Raw genomic sequence first — 15,584 nt, 5'->3', positions numbered from 1 at the left:
CCCGACCCTACGGCCCGTCCGGCCGGTACTGCTCCGGCACGGAATCGCGCAGCTGCGGGTCGATCGCGAGCGCCTTGCTGAAACTGTCGCGGGCACTGTCTGTCTCGCCCTTACGCAACTGCAACAATCCCATTCGCAGGAACGTCGTGGACGCCTTGGGGTTAAGGACCACGATCTGCTTGTACAGGCGCATCGCCGCCGCGTCGTCGCGCTTGTCCTCCAGGATGATGGCCTTGTTGTACATCGCCGGCGTGAATCCGGGGTCAGCCGCCAACGCCTTGTCGTACGAGGCCACCGCCTGCGCGTTCTTCTTACGGCGCTGCTCCACCACACCCAGGTTGTACCAGGCGTACTTGTTGCTGGCGTCAACCTCCAGCAGGCTGCGAAATGTCTTCTCGGCACTGGCCAGATCGCCCTTCTGACCCTGGTCGATGCCACGCTGCAACAGCAACGCGACCCCCCGGTTCCCCGCGGCGGCGCTCTGCGGTCCCGGCGGGGCGGACACCGCCGAAGGTGAAGGGCCCGCCTCGCTGCACCCGACACAGGCGAGCATCACCGCGAGTACGACAGGAACCCTCAACTTCACCATCACGATCATCCTTCGTCTCTATTTGCCCGAGCTACAACGGTCGTCGTCGCTACCGGCGGGGTTGTCGGTGGCGGCGGCGCGATCCTTTCCGCCGAGGAGCCGCTGATACAGATCACGAAAACCCTGAAATTCGCCGGCCTGTCCGCGACGACCTGCCAGCCCCGTTGGTCACCGGTCGGGAAGTCCGAGAAGAAAATCGGCGCGGGCGACTGCGTGGTGAGAAGCTGATAACCGCCGGACAGCGCATAGTTCGGGTAGTTGCAGGACACCGAGCCAATGGGCGCCTCGTTTGCCTGGATGTCGTCGGTGATGGTGAAGAGCCTCACGGGCGACCCGCCCTGAGGCCCTTGCGAACCGGGCGCACCCTGCGAACCCGGCACACCCTGCGAACCACGCAGGCCTTGCGGGCCCTGCGACCCGGGCACGCCCTGCGAACCCGCCGCACCGACGGCACCCTGAAAACCCTGCGGGCCCTGAGACCCCGCCACACCCTGCGAGCCAGGCACGCCTTGCGAGCCCTGCGCACCCTGGAAACCCTGCGGACCCTGAGACCCCGCCACACCCTGCGAACCCGGCACACCTTGCGAGCCCGGCGCGCCCTGCGAGCCGAAGACACCCTGCGAACCGGGTGCGCCCTGCGAGCCCGGCGCACCTTGCGAACCGGGTGCGCCCACGGCGCCCTGGAAACCCTGGGGACCCTGAGACCCCGCCACACCCTGCGAACCCGGCACACCCTGCGAGCCCGGTGCGCCCTGCGAACCGGGTGCGCCCACGGAACCCTGGAAACCCTGCGGACCCTGAGACCCCGCCACACCCTGCGAGCCCGGCACTCCTTGCGAGCCCGGCGCACCTTGCGAGCCCGGCGCACCTTGCGAGCCCGGCGCACCTTGCGAACCGGGAACACCTTGCGAACCGGGTGCGCCCTGCGAGCCGAAGACACCCTGCGAACCGGGTGAGCCTTGCGAGCCGGGTGAGCCCTGCGAGCCGGGTGCACCTACGGAACCCTGGAAGCCCTGCGGACCCTGAGACCCCGCCACACCCTGCGAGCCCGGCACTCCTTGCGAGCCCGGCACACCTTGCGAGCCCGGCACACCTTGCGAACCGGGAACACCTTGCGAACCGGGTGCGCCCTGCGAGCCGAAGACACCCTGCGAACCGGGTGCGCCCTGCGAACCGGGTGAGCCCTGCGAGCCGGGTGCACCTACGGAACCCTGGAAGCCCTGCGGACCCTGAGACCCCGCCACACCCTGCGAACCCGGCACACCTTGCGAACCGGGCACACCTTGCGAACCGGGTGCGCCCTGCGAACCGAAGACACCCTGCGAACCGGGTGCGCCCTGCGAACCGGGTGAGCCTTGCGAGCCGGGTGCGCCCTGCGAACCGGGTGCGCCCTGCGAACCGGGTGAGCCCTGCGAGCCGGGTGCACCTACGGAACCCTGGAAGCCCTGCGGACCCTGAGACCCCGCCACACCCTGCGAACCCGGCACACCTTGCGAACCGGGCACACCTTGCGAACCGGGTGCGCCCTGCGAACCGAAGACACCCTGCGAACCGGGTGCGCCCTGCGAACCGGGTGAGCCCTGCGAACCGGGTGCGCCTACGGAACCCTGGAAGCCCTGCGGACCCTGAGACCCCGCCACACCCTGCGAACCCGGCACACCTTGCGAACCGGGCACACCTTGCGAACCGGGCGCGCCCTGCGAACCGGGCGCGCCCTGCGAACCGGGTGCGCCCACGGCGCCCTGGAAACCCTGCGGACCCTGAGACCCCGCCACACCCTGCGCACCCGGCACACCCTGCGAACCCGGTGCGCCCTGCGAACCCGGCACACCCGCGTCGCCCTGATAACCCTGCGAACCACGCGGGCCCTGTGCGCCCTCAACGCCCTGAAAACCTTGCGGGCCTTGGGAACCCGCGATTCCGGTTCCCGGCGGGCCGGACGGTCCTGGTGGACCGGGAGCACCTTGCGGACCTTGCACGCCGGTGCCGGGCGGGCCGGCGGGGCCGGGCGGGCCGGCCGGGCCTTGCGCACCTGGCACGCCGCTGGGCCAACACTCGCCCTTTCCATCAGGTAGGCACCCTCCGACGCCGGGCGCCCCTTGAGGACCCTGTGGACCCTGCGATCCGGGAATCCCCTGCGGGCCCTGGACGCCGGAACCGTCAAATGCGCCGCCCGCCCCTGCCTGCCAATGCTGTGGTCCCAGGTAGGCGGAGTCATCACCGCTGGCTGGCTCCTGCCAGCCCTGGGGGCCGACCGGCGCCTTCACAGCGGCCGGGACGGCGCCCGCCACGGTGGCGTCCGCGTCGGGCGCGGCGAGGACGGGCTGCGGCGCGAACCCGGTTGCCAGGACCACGGAACTGATCCCGGAGGCAACACGCACATGCACGGTACGGCGCAATGGTCGCGAATTGCCCATAAGTGCCCCCAACCCGATGGCTGATAAGCACTATATCGGACATAATGGGTAACACTCTATAAGGAGGCACGAAAATGTCTGATCAGGCGGTTACTTCTTGAAACGCTATGAGCTGCCCTTAACTCAACACTTAGAACTTATCGGGTAGGCCGTCGATCCGTGATGTGAGTCAGGCACGCTTTCCCGCCGGGCGATGTGCCGCAGGCACAACCTGCGGTTGACATCGCTCGCCTGCTCAAAGCTTCCGACGACCACGTCCGCGACGTGATCCACGCGTTCAACGAGCGGCGCTCGGCGCGTTGTACTCAAAAGTGGAACGGAATTGACCGAAAAGGGTCGATGAACCTACCGGGCGTAGACCGGGTCATCGCCCGGCGTGACCCCCGCTTCCTGGGACAACCGCTCTCTGGCGTGTCGTCGACCAAGCTGCGCGTCGACCTGCTCGACACCCAAAAGCCTGCGGCGGGTCCTGCGTGAAGGCGGCGTTACGTGGCGGCCGACCAACCCCGCCCGGCGCAAAGGAGGCGCGCCGGTCAGTCGACCGGCGCGCCAACGCGCCACGTACCACCGTGACCATGGGTTCGGCCTGGTGCGCCGACAACCGTGCCGACCTGGTCTTCCTGCTCCCCTGGCTGAACTGGATCAAAGCCTGGTTCAAAAGGGCGCCAGGAAAGGGTCAGGCACCCAGGGCGTGGTAGCCGCCATCGACGTGGACGACCTCGCCGGTCGTGGCGGGGAACCAGTCGGAGAGCAGGGCGAGGATCGCGCGCGCGGTGGGCTCCTGGTCGGTGAGGTCCCAGCCGAGCGGGGCGCGCTGCTGCCAGGACTCCTCGAACTGCTCGAAGCCGGGGATCGACTTGGCGGCCATGGTGCGCAGCGGTCCGGCGGACACCAGGTTCGACCGGATGCCCTGCTCGCCCAGGTGCAGCGCCAGGTAGCGGTTCGCCGACTCGAGGCCGGCCTTGGCGACGCCCATCCAGTCGTAGACCGGCCACGCCTTGGTCGCGTCGAAGGTCAGACCGACGATGGAGCCGCCACGGCGCATCAGTGGCAGGCACGCCATGGCGAGCGACTTGTACGAGTACGTCGAGACGTGCAGCGCGGTGGACACGTCCTCCCACGGCGCGTCCAGGAACCCGCCGCCCAGGCACGACTGCGGGGCGAAGCCGATGGAGTGCAGCACGCCGTCGAGGCCGTCGACGTGCTCGCGGACCTTGTCGGCAAGCCCGTCGAGATGCTCCGCATTCGTCACGTCCAGCTCGATCACCGGCGCCGGCTTGGGCAGGCGCTTGGCGATCCGCTCCACCAGGGACAGGCGGCCGAAACCGGTCAGCACGACCTCGGCGCCCTCGTCCTGGGCGATCTTCGCGGCGGAGAAGGCGATCGACTGGTCGGTGATGATCCCGGTGATGAGCAGTCGCTTGCCGGCGAGCAGTCCTGACACGTGAGCTCCTTTATTCGTACGTGAAATCAATGGCCCATGCCGAGGCCGCCGTCGACGGGGATGACGGCGCCCGTCACGTAGCCCGCCGCGTCGCTCGCCAGCCACGTCACCACGGACGCGACCTCCTCCGGCTCGGCGAGCCGGCCGGCCGGGATGCTCTTGAGGATCTCCTCGCGGCGCGCGTCCGTCAGGGTGGCCGTCATGTCCGTGGCGATGAAGCCGGGCGCGACGACGTTCGCGGTCACGTTGCGGGTGCCGAGCTCACGCGCGATGGACCGGGCGACGCCCACGAGGCCGGCCTTGCTGGCCGCGTAGTTGACCTGGCCGGCGCCGCCGGACAGGCCCACGACCGAGGAGATGAAGATCATGCGACCCCAGCGGCCACGCATCATCTTCGTGGACGCGCGCTTCGCGCACCGCCAGGCGCCCGTGAGATTGGTCTCCAGGACGCGGCCGAACTGCTCCTCGCTCATGCGCATGAGCAACGTGTCGTCCGTGATGCCCGCGTTGGCGACGAGCACCTCGACCGGGCCGAGCTCGTTCTCGACGGCGGTGAACGCCGCGTCGACCGCCGCAGGGTCGGTGACGTCGCAGGTCACGCCGAACACGCCGGCCGGCGCGCCGGAGCCCCGGTGCGTGATGGCGACACGGTCGCCCTGTTTGGCGAAGGCCTCCGCGATGGCCAGGCCGATCCCTCGGTTTCCACCGGTCACCAGAACGGTGCGTGCCACGCGCCCTCCCACGTCAACGTCGAATCTCCTGGTGGAGACTAGGTGTTACCGCCAAGTAAGCGATAGCACCGGTCCGGATGGTCGAACGTCCGCCCGCGTGTCGCCGAACGGTTGGGCCGTCCGACGCCAACGGGCGATCATCGCCCGCCTGCGGAACATGTACGATATCCGCGTTCCAGCCTGTGTCCACGACCGACCTTGGAGGTGATCGCTGTGCGAGATAGCGATCCTCCCAGTCGTGGCCGGGCAGGCTTTCTTCTCCGCTGAACCGCAGCACTTCCGAGGTGCGAGGCACAGCGTCGAGCGCCCGCGTCACGACACTCCCCCACGCCATTGCACACACGGCGCCGCCCACCACGCGGCGCCCACGCCCGGGAGTGCGTCAATGCGCCGCTACACCGCCCCGCTGGGGTTCACCCTCGCCGCCATCTGGGTGCTCGCCGTCTTCGTGATGGTCAGCACCCACTAGCTCGTCACAACAGCCGCGAGGTCCACAGCAACGTCATCCCCGCCGCCGCGAACGCCAACAGCAACGCGACGCCGATGAACCACTGCGCGATCTCCTGCGGCTTGGTGCGGTAGCCGATCGAGCTGCCCATGTCGGCGTACACCCGGCGCAGGGCCTCCTTCGACGCCGCCTCGTAGAACTGGCCCCGCGTCGTCTCGGCCAGTTGCTGCAGCGACACCCGGTCCACCGGTACCCGCTGGGCCTGGCCGTTGATCTCGACGATGCCCTCGTCCGTACCGAAGGCGATCGTGGACACCGGCACGTTCGCGGTCGACGCCGCGCTCGCCGCCTCCTCGATCGAGCGGCCGTACGTCCGGTAGCCGTCCGAGAGCAGCACGATGCGCGCCGGCGGGGCGCCCTGCGCCCCGTCCGCCGGTACGCCGGCGATCGCGTCGAGGCAGGTGAAGACCGCCTCGCCCGTGGCCGTGGCCTCAGCCAGCTGGAGGTTGCCGATCGCCTGGGTGACCGCCGAACGGTCCTTGGTCGGCGACACCACCACGTTGGCCGACTTGGCGAACGCCACCAGCCCGACGTTGAACGCCTCCGGCAACTGCTCCACGAATTGCTTGGCCGCCTCCTGCGCGGCGACGATGCGGTTGGGCCGCACGTCGCCCGCCTGCATGGACAGGGACACGTCGATGGCCATCATGATCGTCGCGCGCTCCAGCGGCTCCTTACGGTCCACCGACGGCTTGGCCAGCGAGATCGCCATGACCAGCAGCGCCAGCAGGAACGCCACCGCGGGCGCGTGCCTGCGCACCGGGCCGATGCCCTTGGGCGCCACCGCCCGCAGCAGGTCCACGTTGGAGAAGCGCACCGCGTACGCGCGCCGGTTTCGTTGGCGCCACACGTACACGCCCGCGAGGGCGAGGACGGGCACCACGGCGAGGAGCCACCACGGTGACAGGAATCGGATCATCGGGTGGTCCCCCTGGTTCGGGCGTGTCGGGCCGATGCCACGAACCTCACGATATCGAGCAGCCAGTCCGAGTCCGTCCGCAGCCGCAGGTGCGCCGCGCCCACCGAGCGGATCGCGCCGGCGATGGCGGCCCGCTGCGCGGCGGCACCCCGCGCGTAGTCGGCCCGCACCTTGGGATCGGCCGTCTGCACCTCGTGTACGGCGCCCGACTCCGGGTCGGCCACCATGAGCACCCCCACGTTGGGCAGCTCCAGCTCGCGCGGGTCCAGCACCTCGATGGCGAGTACGTCGTGACGAACGGCGAGTTTGCGCAGCGGGCGCCGCCAGCTCGCCGGATCGGCGAGGAAGTCCGAGATCACCACGGCCTGACCACGCCGGCGGGGTGGGCGGTTGAGCGCGTCGATGAGCTCGCCGAGGTCGGCGCGCCCGGGACGCGGTTCGGTGGTGGCCAGCACCTTGAGCAGCGCCTGCGCCTCCTTCCGGCCCGGCCGCGCGGGCATCCGGCGCAGCTCGCCGTGCGTGCCGACGACGGCTCCGATCCGGTTGCCGCCGCGTACGGTCAGGTGCGCGACGGCCGCCGCGGCGGCGACCACGAGATCGCGCTTGAGGCTGCGGGCGGTGCCGAAGTCAAGACTCGCGGACAGATCGACCGCGAGCCAGGTCTCCAGCTCCCGGTCGGCGATCGTCTGGCGTACGTGGGGTTGCGTGGTGCGGGCGGTGACCGGCCAGTCCATCCGGCGCACGTCGTCGCCGGGGCGGTATTCGCGCGACTCCCCCGGTTCGCTGCCCGGGCCGGGCAGCAGGCCCAGGTAGTCGCCCTGCAACAGGCCGTCCAGGCGTCGGGTGACCAGCAACTGCAGCCGGTTGAGGGTGGTGCGGGCGCGGTCGGCGCCCAGCGGCAGGGCGCCGGGCGGCGCGGTCCGCTGGGTGGGCGGGCGTGGCGGCACCGGACTCACTGACCCGGCCACTGCAGCTGGGGCACGTTGGCCGGGCCGCCGACCCCGGCCGGCGTTACAGGTGTCGCGTTCTGCCGGGGTGCCACCATGGGCTCGGGCACGGTGGACAGCACCCGGCCGACGATGTGGTCCGCGGACACGTCGTCGGCCAGAGCGTCGTAGCTGAGCACCAGACGGTGGCGCAGGATGTCCGGCGCGATGTCGGCGATGTCCTGCGGCAGGGCGTAGTCGCGCCCGCGCATGAGGGCCAGGGCCCGGGCGGCGCGGATGATGCCCAGCGAGGCGCGCGGGCTCGCGCCGTACTGGATGAGCTGCGCGACGTCGGGCAGGTTGTGCGCGGCCGGGTCGCGGGTGGCGAGCACGAGCCGCACGGCGTAGTCGACGAGCGCGTTGTGCACGAACACGCGGTCGGCCAGATCCTGCAGCGTCATCAGCTGGTTGCCGGTGAGGATGGGCTCGGGCCGCGGCGCACGGACGCCCATCCGGTAGACGATCTCGCGTTCCTCGACATCGCTCGGGTACCCCACCACGATCTTCAAGAGGAACCGGTCCCGTTGCGCCTCGGGCAGCGGGTAGACGCCCTCCTGCTCGATCGGGTTCTGAGTGGCCATGACCAGGAAGGGCAGCGGCACGTCGAACCGCTGGCCGCCGATCGACACATGCTGCTCCGCCATGACCTCCAGCAGCGCGGACTGCACCTTCGCGGGAGCGCGATTGATCTCGTCCGCGAGCAGGAAGTTCACGAAGACGGGGCCCAGTTCGACGTCGAACTTCTCGCTGGACTGGCGGTAGATGCGGGTGCCGATGATGTCGGCCGGCACCAGGTCGGGCGTGAACTGGATGCGGGCGAAGCTGCCGCCGACAACGGTCGCCAGCGTCTCCACGGCGAGGGTCTTGGCCACGCCGGGCACGCCCTCCAGCAGGCAGTGCCCGCGCGACAGGATCGCGACGAGCATCCGCTCGATCATGCGGTCCTGACCCACGATGACCCGTTTGACCTCGAACAGCACCCGCTCCAGCACGGTGGCGGCCTGCGCCGGGGTGAGCCCGGGCGGCGGGGTCGACTCGGGCTGCGGCTCGGGCTTCATGATCTCGGTCACAGGTCCCCCACGGCTTTCAGGTGACAGTTTCGAACGTGCACAGCGTCGCACGCACCGGCCAGCGCGTGGAGACGATGCCACACAGAGCGTGGATCCGGTCACGGAACGCCTAAGATCAACTTATCGTATATCGCCCATAGTGACGGTCATCAAGCAGCATGTCCAAGTCTGCGAGCCCGCCCGCCATTCCGGCACCAGCAACAAGCCAAATGGTCATCAGCTGCCACTGGCACGCACCCCTCACGCGGGTTAACATTTCGAGCGACGCCGGGCGGCTTCCCCCGTGGCCGCCCGGCGTCTTCATATTTTCTGTTTAGGTCGTCGGGCCGAACGCGTTCGATCGCTCCAGTGGCACACTCACGGTGATGGACCCCGACGCTCTCCTCTGCTCCGCCAAGGCCTGCCGATCGCCGGCCGTGTGGTCGCTGGCGTGGAACAACCCGAAGCTGCACGATCCCGACCGTCGCAAGGTCTGGCTGGCGTGCGACGCCCACCGCGAGTACCTCGGTAATTTTCTGTCCGCCCGGGGATTCCTGCGCGACACCACCCGGCTGCCGACGCCGTAGGCTCCCAGATATGGGAGTGAGGGTGGGTGCTCGCGCCGGCGTGGAACTGACGGTCAGCGAGGCCGATACCGCGCAGGAGCTGGGCTCCGGTGATGTGCCCGTGCTGGGCACGCCGCGCGCCCTGGCGCTGGCCGAGGCCGCGACGGTCGCGGCCACCGCGGGCGCGCTGGAGCCCGGCCTGACGACCGTTGGCACCCGGGTGGAGCTGGAACATCTCGCCCCCACCCCGGTCGGGCACACGGTGCGCGCCCTCGCGACGCTGCTGGTCGCCGAGGGGCGCGCGCTGACCTTCGAGGTGACCGTCCACGACGGAGACACGCTCGTGGCGCAGGGCCGGGTGCACCGGGTCATCGTGGACCGGCAGACGTTCGTCCAGCGGGCGACCGGAGGGTGACCCGATGACGTTCACGGAGATCGCCAACGGGGTGTACGTGCTACGGCAGCCGCTGTTCGACGTGAACGCGACCGTCGTGACGGGCGCCGAGGCGGTCATCGTGGTCGACTCCCTGTCCACCGCCCGGCAGGCCACCGAGCTGCTCGCCGCGGTGCGCCAGGTCAGCGCGGAGCCGCTGGTCCTGGTGAACACCCACCACCACTTCGACCACACCTTCGGCAACGCCACCCTGACGGCCGCGTCGCCGGGGGCGGCGATCTGGGCGCACGGGGCGGTCGCCGACGTGCTGCGCCAGCACCCGGACCGGGTGCGCCGGGAGGCGTACGACGAGTGCGTGCTCACCCATCCGGAGCTGGCCGACGAGGTGCTCGAGGTGACGGTCGCCCCGCCCGACCGGCTGGTGCAGACCGTGGCCGTGCTCGACATCGGCGGCCGCACGGTGACCCTGCGCCACCTCGGCCGCGGGCACACCGACGGCGACCTCGTGGCCCGGGTCGACGACACGGGCACGATCGTCGCCGGCGATCTCGTCGAGCAGGGCGCCCCACCGTCGTTCGATGACGCGTACCCCCTGGACTGGCCCGAGACGCTGGCCGCGCTGATCGCGGACGCCGACCCCGACGCGGCCGTTGTTCCCGGCCACGGCGCCGTGGTGGACCTCGCGTTCGTCCGCGACCAGCACACCGAGCTGACCGACCTGGCGTGGCTCATCCGCGAAGGGCATCTCGACGGCGCGCCCGCCGAGGCCGTGGCCGCCAAGGCGGCGTTCGGCCCGCAGCGGTCGCTGGTCGCGGTGCGCCGGGGCTACGCGGAGCTGGCCGGGCTCAGCTGACCCGGGTCAGCACCACCACGGGGATCTGGCGGTCGGTCTTGGTCTGGTACTCGTCGTACGCGGGCCAGATCTTCGTCATGAGCTGCCACAGCGCGGCCCGCTCGTCACCCTGGGCGGTGTGCGCGACGGCCTCGAAGACGTCGCCCTTGATCTGCACGAGCACGCGCGGGTCGGCGTCGAGGTTGTAGTACCACGCCGGGTGGTCGGGGCTGCCGCCCTTGCTGGCCACGAGCACGTAGCGGCCGTCGGCGTCCTCGCCGTAGATCAGCGGGGTGCGGCGGGCCTGCCCGGAGCGGCGGCCCGTCGTGGTGAGCAGCAGGGTCGGCACGCCCATCCACAGGTGGCCGCGCTCGCCCTCCGTCTCGACGTACTCGCGAAGGTGGTCGAGCTGCCAGCCCGGGGACGGATCGGTCGGTTGGCGCAGATCGGTCATCGGTACCTCACCTATGTCATCAGTCGTAACGGCAATTACCCAAGGTCAATGCGTGCGCGATCAGGTATATCCCTATCACAGCAGCCCGACCAGCCCCGGAACGCCGGAATTCGGCCCTGTGCCGATGACGCGGCGGTAGTAGTCTCATCGCGATGGGTGACCTAACGGCGGATCGACTGCAGGTCGGCATCGGCGCGAGTGAGCACTCCGACGGCCGGGAGGCCGGCGCGGCTGCCGCCCGGGCCGCCTGTGCCGACCTCAACGGACGCCGGCCCGACCTCGTGCTCGTCTTCGCCTCCGTGCGCTACGACCTGGCGGCCGTCCTCGCGGGCATCAACAGCGTCACCGGCGGCGCTCCGCTCGCGGGCGCGAGCAGCAGCGGTCACCTGCACGCCGGCACGCTGACCCAGCCGGGCGAGGGCCTTGCCGTGCTGGCGCTCGCCAGCACGGACTACCGCTTCGGCGTCGCGTCCGTGACCGAGGTCGGCGCCAACTCCTTCCACGCGGGGCGGGAGCTGGCGCGGGCCGCTCGCACGGCCGCCGGCACCGACCGGCTGCCGCACGAGGCGCTCCTCGTCCTCTCCGACGGCCTGACCGGCGACCAGCAGGAACTGCTCAACGGCATCCACCGGGTGACCGGCGTGGCGGTGCCCGTCGTGGGCGGCGCCGCCGGGGACGACCGGCGGCTGGCCAGGACCTACGTGATGCGCGACGGCGAGGTGTTCTCCGACGCCGCGGTCGCCGTGTGGATCGGCTCGCCGCGCCCGCTCACGGTGGTCTCCGGCCACGGCTGGCAGCCCACCGGCCTGCCGCTGCTCGTCACCGGCGTCGACGGCCCGGTCGTCCGCGAGATCAGCGGCCGGCCGGCGCTGGAGGTCTACCGGGAGCACTTCCGGTTCGACAACCCGATGTGTGAGATCCCCAGCGACCGCGACGGCGGCTACCACTCGGCGCACGCGTTCGGCCTGATCCAGCCCGACGGGCAACTGCTCATCCGGGGCGCGTTCGTCGACGACGAGGGCCAGCTGCGCACGTTCGCGCCCCTGCCCGCGTACGCGGCCGTGCAGGTGGTCTCGTGCGGCCCGGACGACCTGCTCGACGTGGGCGACGCGACGCTCGCCGACGCGCTGGACGGCGCCGACGCGAGTGTGGCCCTGGTGTTCAGCTGCGTGGCCCGCCTCGACATCCTCGCCGGGCGCAGCGCCGAGGAGGCGCAGCGGCTGCAGAAGATCGCGGGCGAGGTCCCGACCTTCGGCTTCTACACGTACGGCGAGTTCGCCCGGACCACGAGCGTCGTGGGTTACCACAACGCCACGATCGCGGCCGTGATCCTGTGAAGTTCACCATGACCTCCCCGGCGGACACCGGCGAGGGGGAACTGGGCGACCCGCAGGAACAGCTGGCGGCCGCGAACACGGCCGTCCGGGACGCATACCGCGACACCACGCGGCTCATCCGGCTGCTCACGGTCATCGGTACCCCGTCCTCGCCCGAGGACCTGATCGACCGCGCCCTGACCGTACTGTCCGACGTGTTCTCGGCCGACGTGACCGCGGTGGCCGAGGCCGCCGGCGACCGCCTGCTCGTGACCAGCTCGTGCGGCCTGCCCGAGGACGACCCCGCCTTCCACGGCGAATGGGAGCGCTGCCCGGCCGCGTCCGAGGCGCTGGCCACCGGCGAGCCGGTCGTGCGCAAGCGCCTCTGCCCGGCGGACGTGCCGCCCTCACTGCGGGGCATCGGGCTGCGCTCGGCCGTGTGGATACCGTTGTCCGCCGAGCCGGAGCAGCGCGCCGAGCTGCTGCTGCTCTACCGCCGCAGCGGCGAGCCGTTCACGGACGCCGAGCTGCAGGTGCTCACCTCCGTGGCGTACCGGATGGCCTCGGCCGTCGCGGCCCGCGAGCGCGGCGTGGCGCTGGAACGGCTGGCCCAGTCGAGCCACCGGCTGGCCCGCCACCTGGACCTTCAGCCGCTCCTCACGGACGCGGTCGACCTGCTCGTCGACCTCACCCAGACCGAGCGCGCGTGGCTCGTCATGATCACCGGCTCGGACGCCGCCCTGCGGGCCCAGCACGGGCTCACCGGCGACGAGCTGGCCAACTGGCCCCGCCCGCTCGCGCACCTGCCCGCGTGGGGCGCCGCGCTGTCCGGCACGCCGTACTGCGCCGATCCGGTGCTGTGCGTGCCGGTCATCCGCGACGGCGCGGTCGTGGCCCTGCTCGGCGCCTCCGGCAACCGGCCCCGCCTGTTCCGTCAGGACACGATCGAGGTCATCACGATCTTCGCGAGCCACCTGGGCGCGGCGATGGCCAACGCGGAGCTCTACCGGGCCCTGGCCCAGAACGAGGCCTGGCTGCGGCTGGTCACCGACGCGATCAGCGACATGATCGCCGTGGTGGACCGGCGCGGCACGTTCGTCTACGCCTCCCCGTCGCACCGGCGCGAGCTGGGCCAGGAGCCGGCCGCGCTGCTCGGCCGGTCGCTGACCGACCTCGCCCACCCGGACGACCGCGGTCCGCTCGCCACCGCGCTGGTCCAGGCCGCACGGGAACCCAAGATCGAGTACCGGCTGCGCAGCGGGCCGGACTCGTGGGTCTGGGTGGAGAGCGTGCTGCGCCCCGCCCCCGCCGACGTGTCCTCCATCGTGCTGTCCTCCCGCGTCGTCGACGATCGCAAGCGACTTGAGGAGGAGCTGCGGCTGCGGGCCACCCACGATCCGCTGACCGGACTCGCCAACCGCACGCTGGCCGGTCAGCGTCTCCACGAGGCGCTGAGCCACGGGGGCGCCACCGCCGTGGGCGTGCTCTTCTGCGACCTCGACAAGTTCAAGGCGGTCAACGACCGGCTCGGCCACGAGGCCGGCGACGAACTGCTGCAACAGGTCGCCGTCCGGCTCGCCCGCTGCGTGCGCCCCACCGATCTGCTCGCCCGCTTCGGCGGCGACGAGTTCGTGTTCGTCCTCGACGGGGTCGGCGGCCTGGCCGACATCGCCGAGGTGGGCCGGCGGGTGCAGTCCGTGCTCACCCAGCCGTTCACGTTGCGCGGGGAGCAGGTACGCGTCTCGGCCAGCGTCGGCGGCGTCCACGGCGTGCGCGGCAGCACCACCGCCAGCGCCATGCTGCGCGACGCCGACGCCGCCATGTACGCGGCGAAGGCCAAGGGCCTCGGCGAGGTCGAGGTGTTCGACGAGGTCGCCTCGCACCGCTCCCTGGACCGGCTCGACCTGCGCAACGACCTGCTCCGCGCGCTCGACGAGGGCCAGCTGCACGTCGTCTACCAGCCGGTGTTCACCCTCGACACGGACGAGGTGATCAGCTTCGAGGCACTGCTGCGCTGGGTGCACCCCACCCGCGGCCCCATCCCACCCGAGGTCTTCATCCCGCTCGCGGAGGAGACCGGCGCGATCGTGCCGATCGGCAGCTGGGTGCTCGCACAGGCCTGCCAACAGCTCGCCACGTGGCAGCTGACGCGGCCGGGCATCCACATCAGCGTCAACCTGTCCGTGGCGCAGCTGCGCGAGGAGGACCTCGCCCTGCGCACGCTGGAGACCATCAAGACCGCCGGGGTGTCGCCCGACGACGTCTGGCTTGAGGTCACGGAACACGGGTACGCCCGGGAGGACCTCGCCCAGCGTGCCGTGGCCCTGCGCGAGGCCGGGGTGCACTTCGCGCTCGACGACTTCGGCATGTCGTACTCGATCCTCAGCTACCTGCAACGCTTCCCCGCCGAGCGGCTCAAGATCGACCGTTCCTTCGTGGCCGGCATGATCGACCGGGACATCGACCGGGGCATCGTGCGCGCCATCCTCGCCATCGCCGACTCGTCCGGCCTGGACGTGGTCGCCGAGGGCATCGAGACCGAGGCCCACCGCACGGCACTACTGGACCTGGGCTGCCGGTATGGCCAGGGCTACCTGCTGGCCCGGCCCCTGCCGCCCGACGAGGCTACCGCCCTACTGCGGCGTTGAGCAGCACCGTCGCGTCCTTCCGGGAGCCGATCCGGACGAACTTCACATGCGCGTACTCCGGGTCCGCGGCGGCCGTGCGGTAACGGTCGCGGTAGGTCGTGTGCTTCACCCACGCCCACCGGATGATCGACTCCTCGGGCGCGAGCCGGAACAACCCGCTCAGCGGCTCCCGGTTGCCGTTCCACAGCACCTCCCGGGTCACCGCCCGGCGCACGGTGCGCAGGATGACCTGCCGCATCACGGTGCGCCTGGGCAGGTCGAACCAGACGACCGTGTCGGCGCGCGCCCACACCAGGTCACGAACGGCGCGGTAGTTCCCGTCGATCACCCAGCCGTCCCCGGCGGCGATCCCGGTGACCCGGGCGCGGAACTCGTCGACGGGCAGCGGCTCCCAGCCCGGCTGGTGATGGATGGCGTCGAGCTCGACGAACGGCACACCGAGCACCCCGGCGAGTCGCCGCCCGACGGTCGTCTTCCCGGACCCCGAGTTCCCCACCACCGCCACCCGCCGCACCCGGGCACTCTAGCCACCCACCGCCCCTACGTGCGCGCCGCCGGCGCGTCACACGCGCCTGCGCACCTCCCGCGCGCGCCAAAGGCACGACTTTGGCGACGCGGGCGCCCCCCCACCCCGCCAAAGACACGACTTTGGCGACCCTGGCGCGCTCCCACCCCGCCAAAGACACGACTTTGGCGACCCTGCCGCGCCCCCACGTCGCCAAAAGCACGAC

Annotated in this window: 14 protein-coding genes; 5 read left to right on the top strand and 9 right to left on the bottom strand. The window is 71.1% G+C overall.

Features of this window, described 5'->3' with window-relative positions; genetic code table 11:
• Positions 1-7: 7 nt before the first annotated feature.
• The 7 genes from ABD191_RS17565 to ABD191_RS17535 form a co-directional block, all read right to left on the bottom strand.
• Entirely contained in the window at positions 8-598 is a 591-nt protein-coding gene (locus ABD191_RS17565) for a tetratricopeptide repeat protein (protein WP_344082911.1), read from the bottom strand.
• Positions 595-915 (bottom strand): hypothetical protein, encoded by a 321-nt coding sequence (locus tag ABD191_RS17560; RefSeq protein ID WP_344082909.1) that lies wholly within the window; start codon positions 913-915, stop codon positions 595-597. The genes ABD191_RS17565 and ABD191_RS17560 overlap by 4 nt, the downstream gene beginning before the upstream one ends.
• A gap of 2,767 nt (positions 916-3,682) precedes the next feature.
• Positions 3,683-4,450, bottom strand: coding sequence for an enoyl-ACP reductase FabI (gene fabI / locus ABD191_RS17555; protein WP_344082907.1), 768 nt, complete (start codon positions 4,448-4,450; stop codon positions 3,683-3,685).
• A 26-nt stretch (positions 4,451-4,476) separates the two neighbouring features.
• Positions 4,477-5,181, bottom strand: a complete 705-nt coding sequence (fabG, locus tag ABD191_RS17550; protein WP_344082905.1) for a 3-oxoacyl-ACP reductase FabG — start codon at positions 5,179-5,181, stop codon at positions 4,477-4,479.
• 473 nt (positions 5,182-5,654) lie between these two features.
• Positions 5,655-6,608: a VWA domain-containing protein gene (locus ABD191_RS17545; RefSeq protein ID WP_344082903.1), complete on the bottom strand. Its 954-nt coding sequence runs from the start codon at positions 6,606-6,608 to the stop codon at positions 5,655-5,657.
• Positions 6,605-7,555, bottom strand: coding sequence for a DUF58 domain-containing protein (locus ABD191_RS17540; protein ID WP_425560744.1), 951 nt, complete (start codon positions 7,553-7,555; stop codon positions 6,605-6,607). The genes ABD191_RS17545 and ABD191_RS17540 overlap by 4 nt, the downstream gene beginning before the upstream one ends.
• A gap of 5 nt (positions 7,556-7,560) precedes the next feature.
• Positions 7,561-8,652, bottom strand: a complete 1,092-nt coding sequence (locus tag ABD191_RS17535; RefSeq protein WP_344082959.1) for an AAA family ATPase — start codon at positions 8,650-8,652, stop codon at positions 7,561-7,563.
• Positions 8,653-9,029: 377 nt separating this feature from the next.
• Between ABD191_RS17535 and ABD191_RS17530 the strand changes: the two genes are divergently transcribed.
• Genes ABD191_RS17530 through ABD191_RS17520 form a run of 3 tightly spaced genes read left to right on the top strand, consistent with a single transcriptional unit; the run spans position 9,030 to position 10,456 of the window.
• Positions 9,030-9,230, top strand: a complete 201-nt coding sequence (locus tag ABD191_RS17530) for a hypothetical protein (protein ID WP_344082901.1) — start codon at positions 9,030-9,032, stop codon at positions 9,228-9,230.
• A gap of 22 nt (positions 9,231-9,252) precedes the next feature.
• The gene (locus ABD191_RS17525) at positions 9,253-9,624 is read left to right on the top strand and encodes a thioesterase family protein (protein WP_344082899.1); all 372 of its coding nucleotides are present in this window, start codon (positions 9,253-9,255) and stop codon (positions 9,622-9,624) included.
• A gap of 4 nt (positions 9,625-9,628) precedes the next feature.
• A complete protein-coding gene (locus ABD191_RS17520; RefSeq protein WP_344082897.1) occupies positions 9,629-10,456 on the top strand; it encodes an MBL fold metallo-hydrolase in 828 nt (275 codons plus the stop codon).
• Here the strand turns inward: ABD191_RS17520 and ABD191_RS17515 are convergent.
• Positions 10,449-10,889, bottom strand: a complete 441-nt coding sequence (locus ABD191_RS17515) for a nitroreductase family deazaflavin-dependent oxidoreductase (protein WP_344082895.1) — start codon at positions 10,887-10,889, stop codon at positions 10,449-10,451. The genes ABD191_RS17520 and ABD191_RS17515 overlap by 8 nt on opposite strands.
• A 152-nt stretch (positions 10,890-11,041) precedes the next feature.
• On the opposite strand from ABD191_RS17515, the gene ABD191_RS17510 reads away from it, so the two are divergent.
• Positions 11,042-12,226, top strand: a complete 1,185-nt coding sequence (locus ABD191_RS17510) for an FIST signal transduction protein (RefSeq protein ID WP_344082893.1) — start codon at positions 11,042-11,044, stop codon at positions 12,224-12,226.
• Between the two features lie 8 nt (positions 12,227-12,234).
• Positions 12,235-14,853: a bifunctional diguanylate cyclase/phosphodiesterase gene (locus ABD191_RS17505; RefSeq protein WP_344082891.1), complete on the top strand. Its 2,619-nt coding sequence runs from the start codon at positions 12,235-12,237 to the stop codon at positions 14,851-14,853.
• Here the strand turns inward: ABD191_RS17505 and ABD191_RS17500 are convergent.
• Positions 14,831-15,367 carry a shikimate kinase gene (locus ABD191_RS17500; protein WP_344082889.1) on the bottom strand — a complete coding sequence of 179 codons (537 nt, stop codon included), beginning with the start codon at positions 15,365-15,367 and terminating at the stop codon, positions 14,831-14,833. The genes ABD191_RS17505 and ABD191_RS17500 overlap by 23 nt on opposite strands.
• Between the last annotated feature and the right edge of the window lie 217 nt (positions 15,368-15,584).

The sequence above is a fragment of the Luedemannella helvata genome (genome assembly GCF_039528415.1).
Lineage (GTDB): Bacteria > Actinomycetota > Actinomycetes > Mycobacteriales > Micromonosporaceae > Luedemannella > Luedemannella helvata.
Note: the sequence above shows the minus strand (reverse complement) of the source record. Positions and strands in the feature narration are given on the sequence as shown.

Bases quoted from the DNA above. Each gene is read 5' to 3' on its own strand.
- ABD191_RS17505 (WP_344082891.1), top strand. From the start codon at position 12,235: ATGACCTCCCCGGCGGACACCGGCGAGGGGGAACTGGGCGACCCGCAG.
- ABD191_RS17515 (WP_344082895.1), bottom strand. From the start codon at position 10,889: ATGACCGATCTGCGCCAACCGACCGATCCGTCCCCGGGCTGGCAGCTC.
- ABD191_RS17520 (WP_344082897.1), top strand. From the start codon at position 9,629: ATGACGTTCACGGAGATCGCCAACGGGGTGTACGTGCTACGGCAGCCG.
- ABD191_RS17510 (WP_344082893.1), top strand. From the start codon at position 11,042: ATGGGTGACCTAACGGCGGATCGACTGCAGGTCGGCATCGGCGCGAGT.
- ABD191_RS17545 (WP_344082903.1), bottom strand. From the start codon at position 6,608: ATGATCCGATTCCTGTCACCGTGGTGGCTCCTCGCCGTGGTGCCCGTC.
- ABD191_RS17565 (WP_344082911.1), bottom strand. From the start codon at position 598: ATGATCGTGATGGTGAAGTTGAGGGTTCCTGTCGTACTCGCGGTGATG.
- ABD191_RS17530 (WP_344082901.1), top strand. From the start codon at position 9,030: ATGGACCCCGACGCTCTCCTCTGCTCCGCCAAGGCCTGCCGATCGCCG.
- ABD191_RS17535 (WP_344082959.1), bottom strand. From the start codon at position 8,652: ATGAAGCCCGAGCCGCAGCCCGAGTCGACCCCGCCGCCCGGGCTCACC.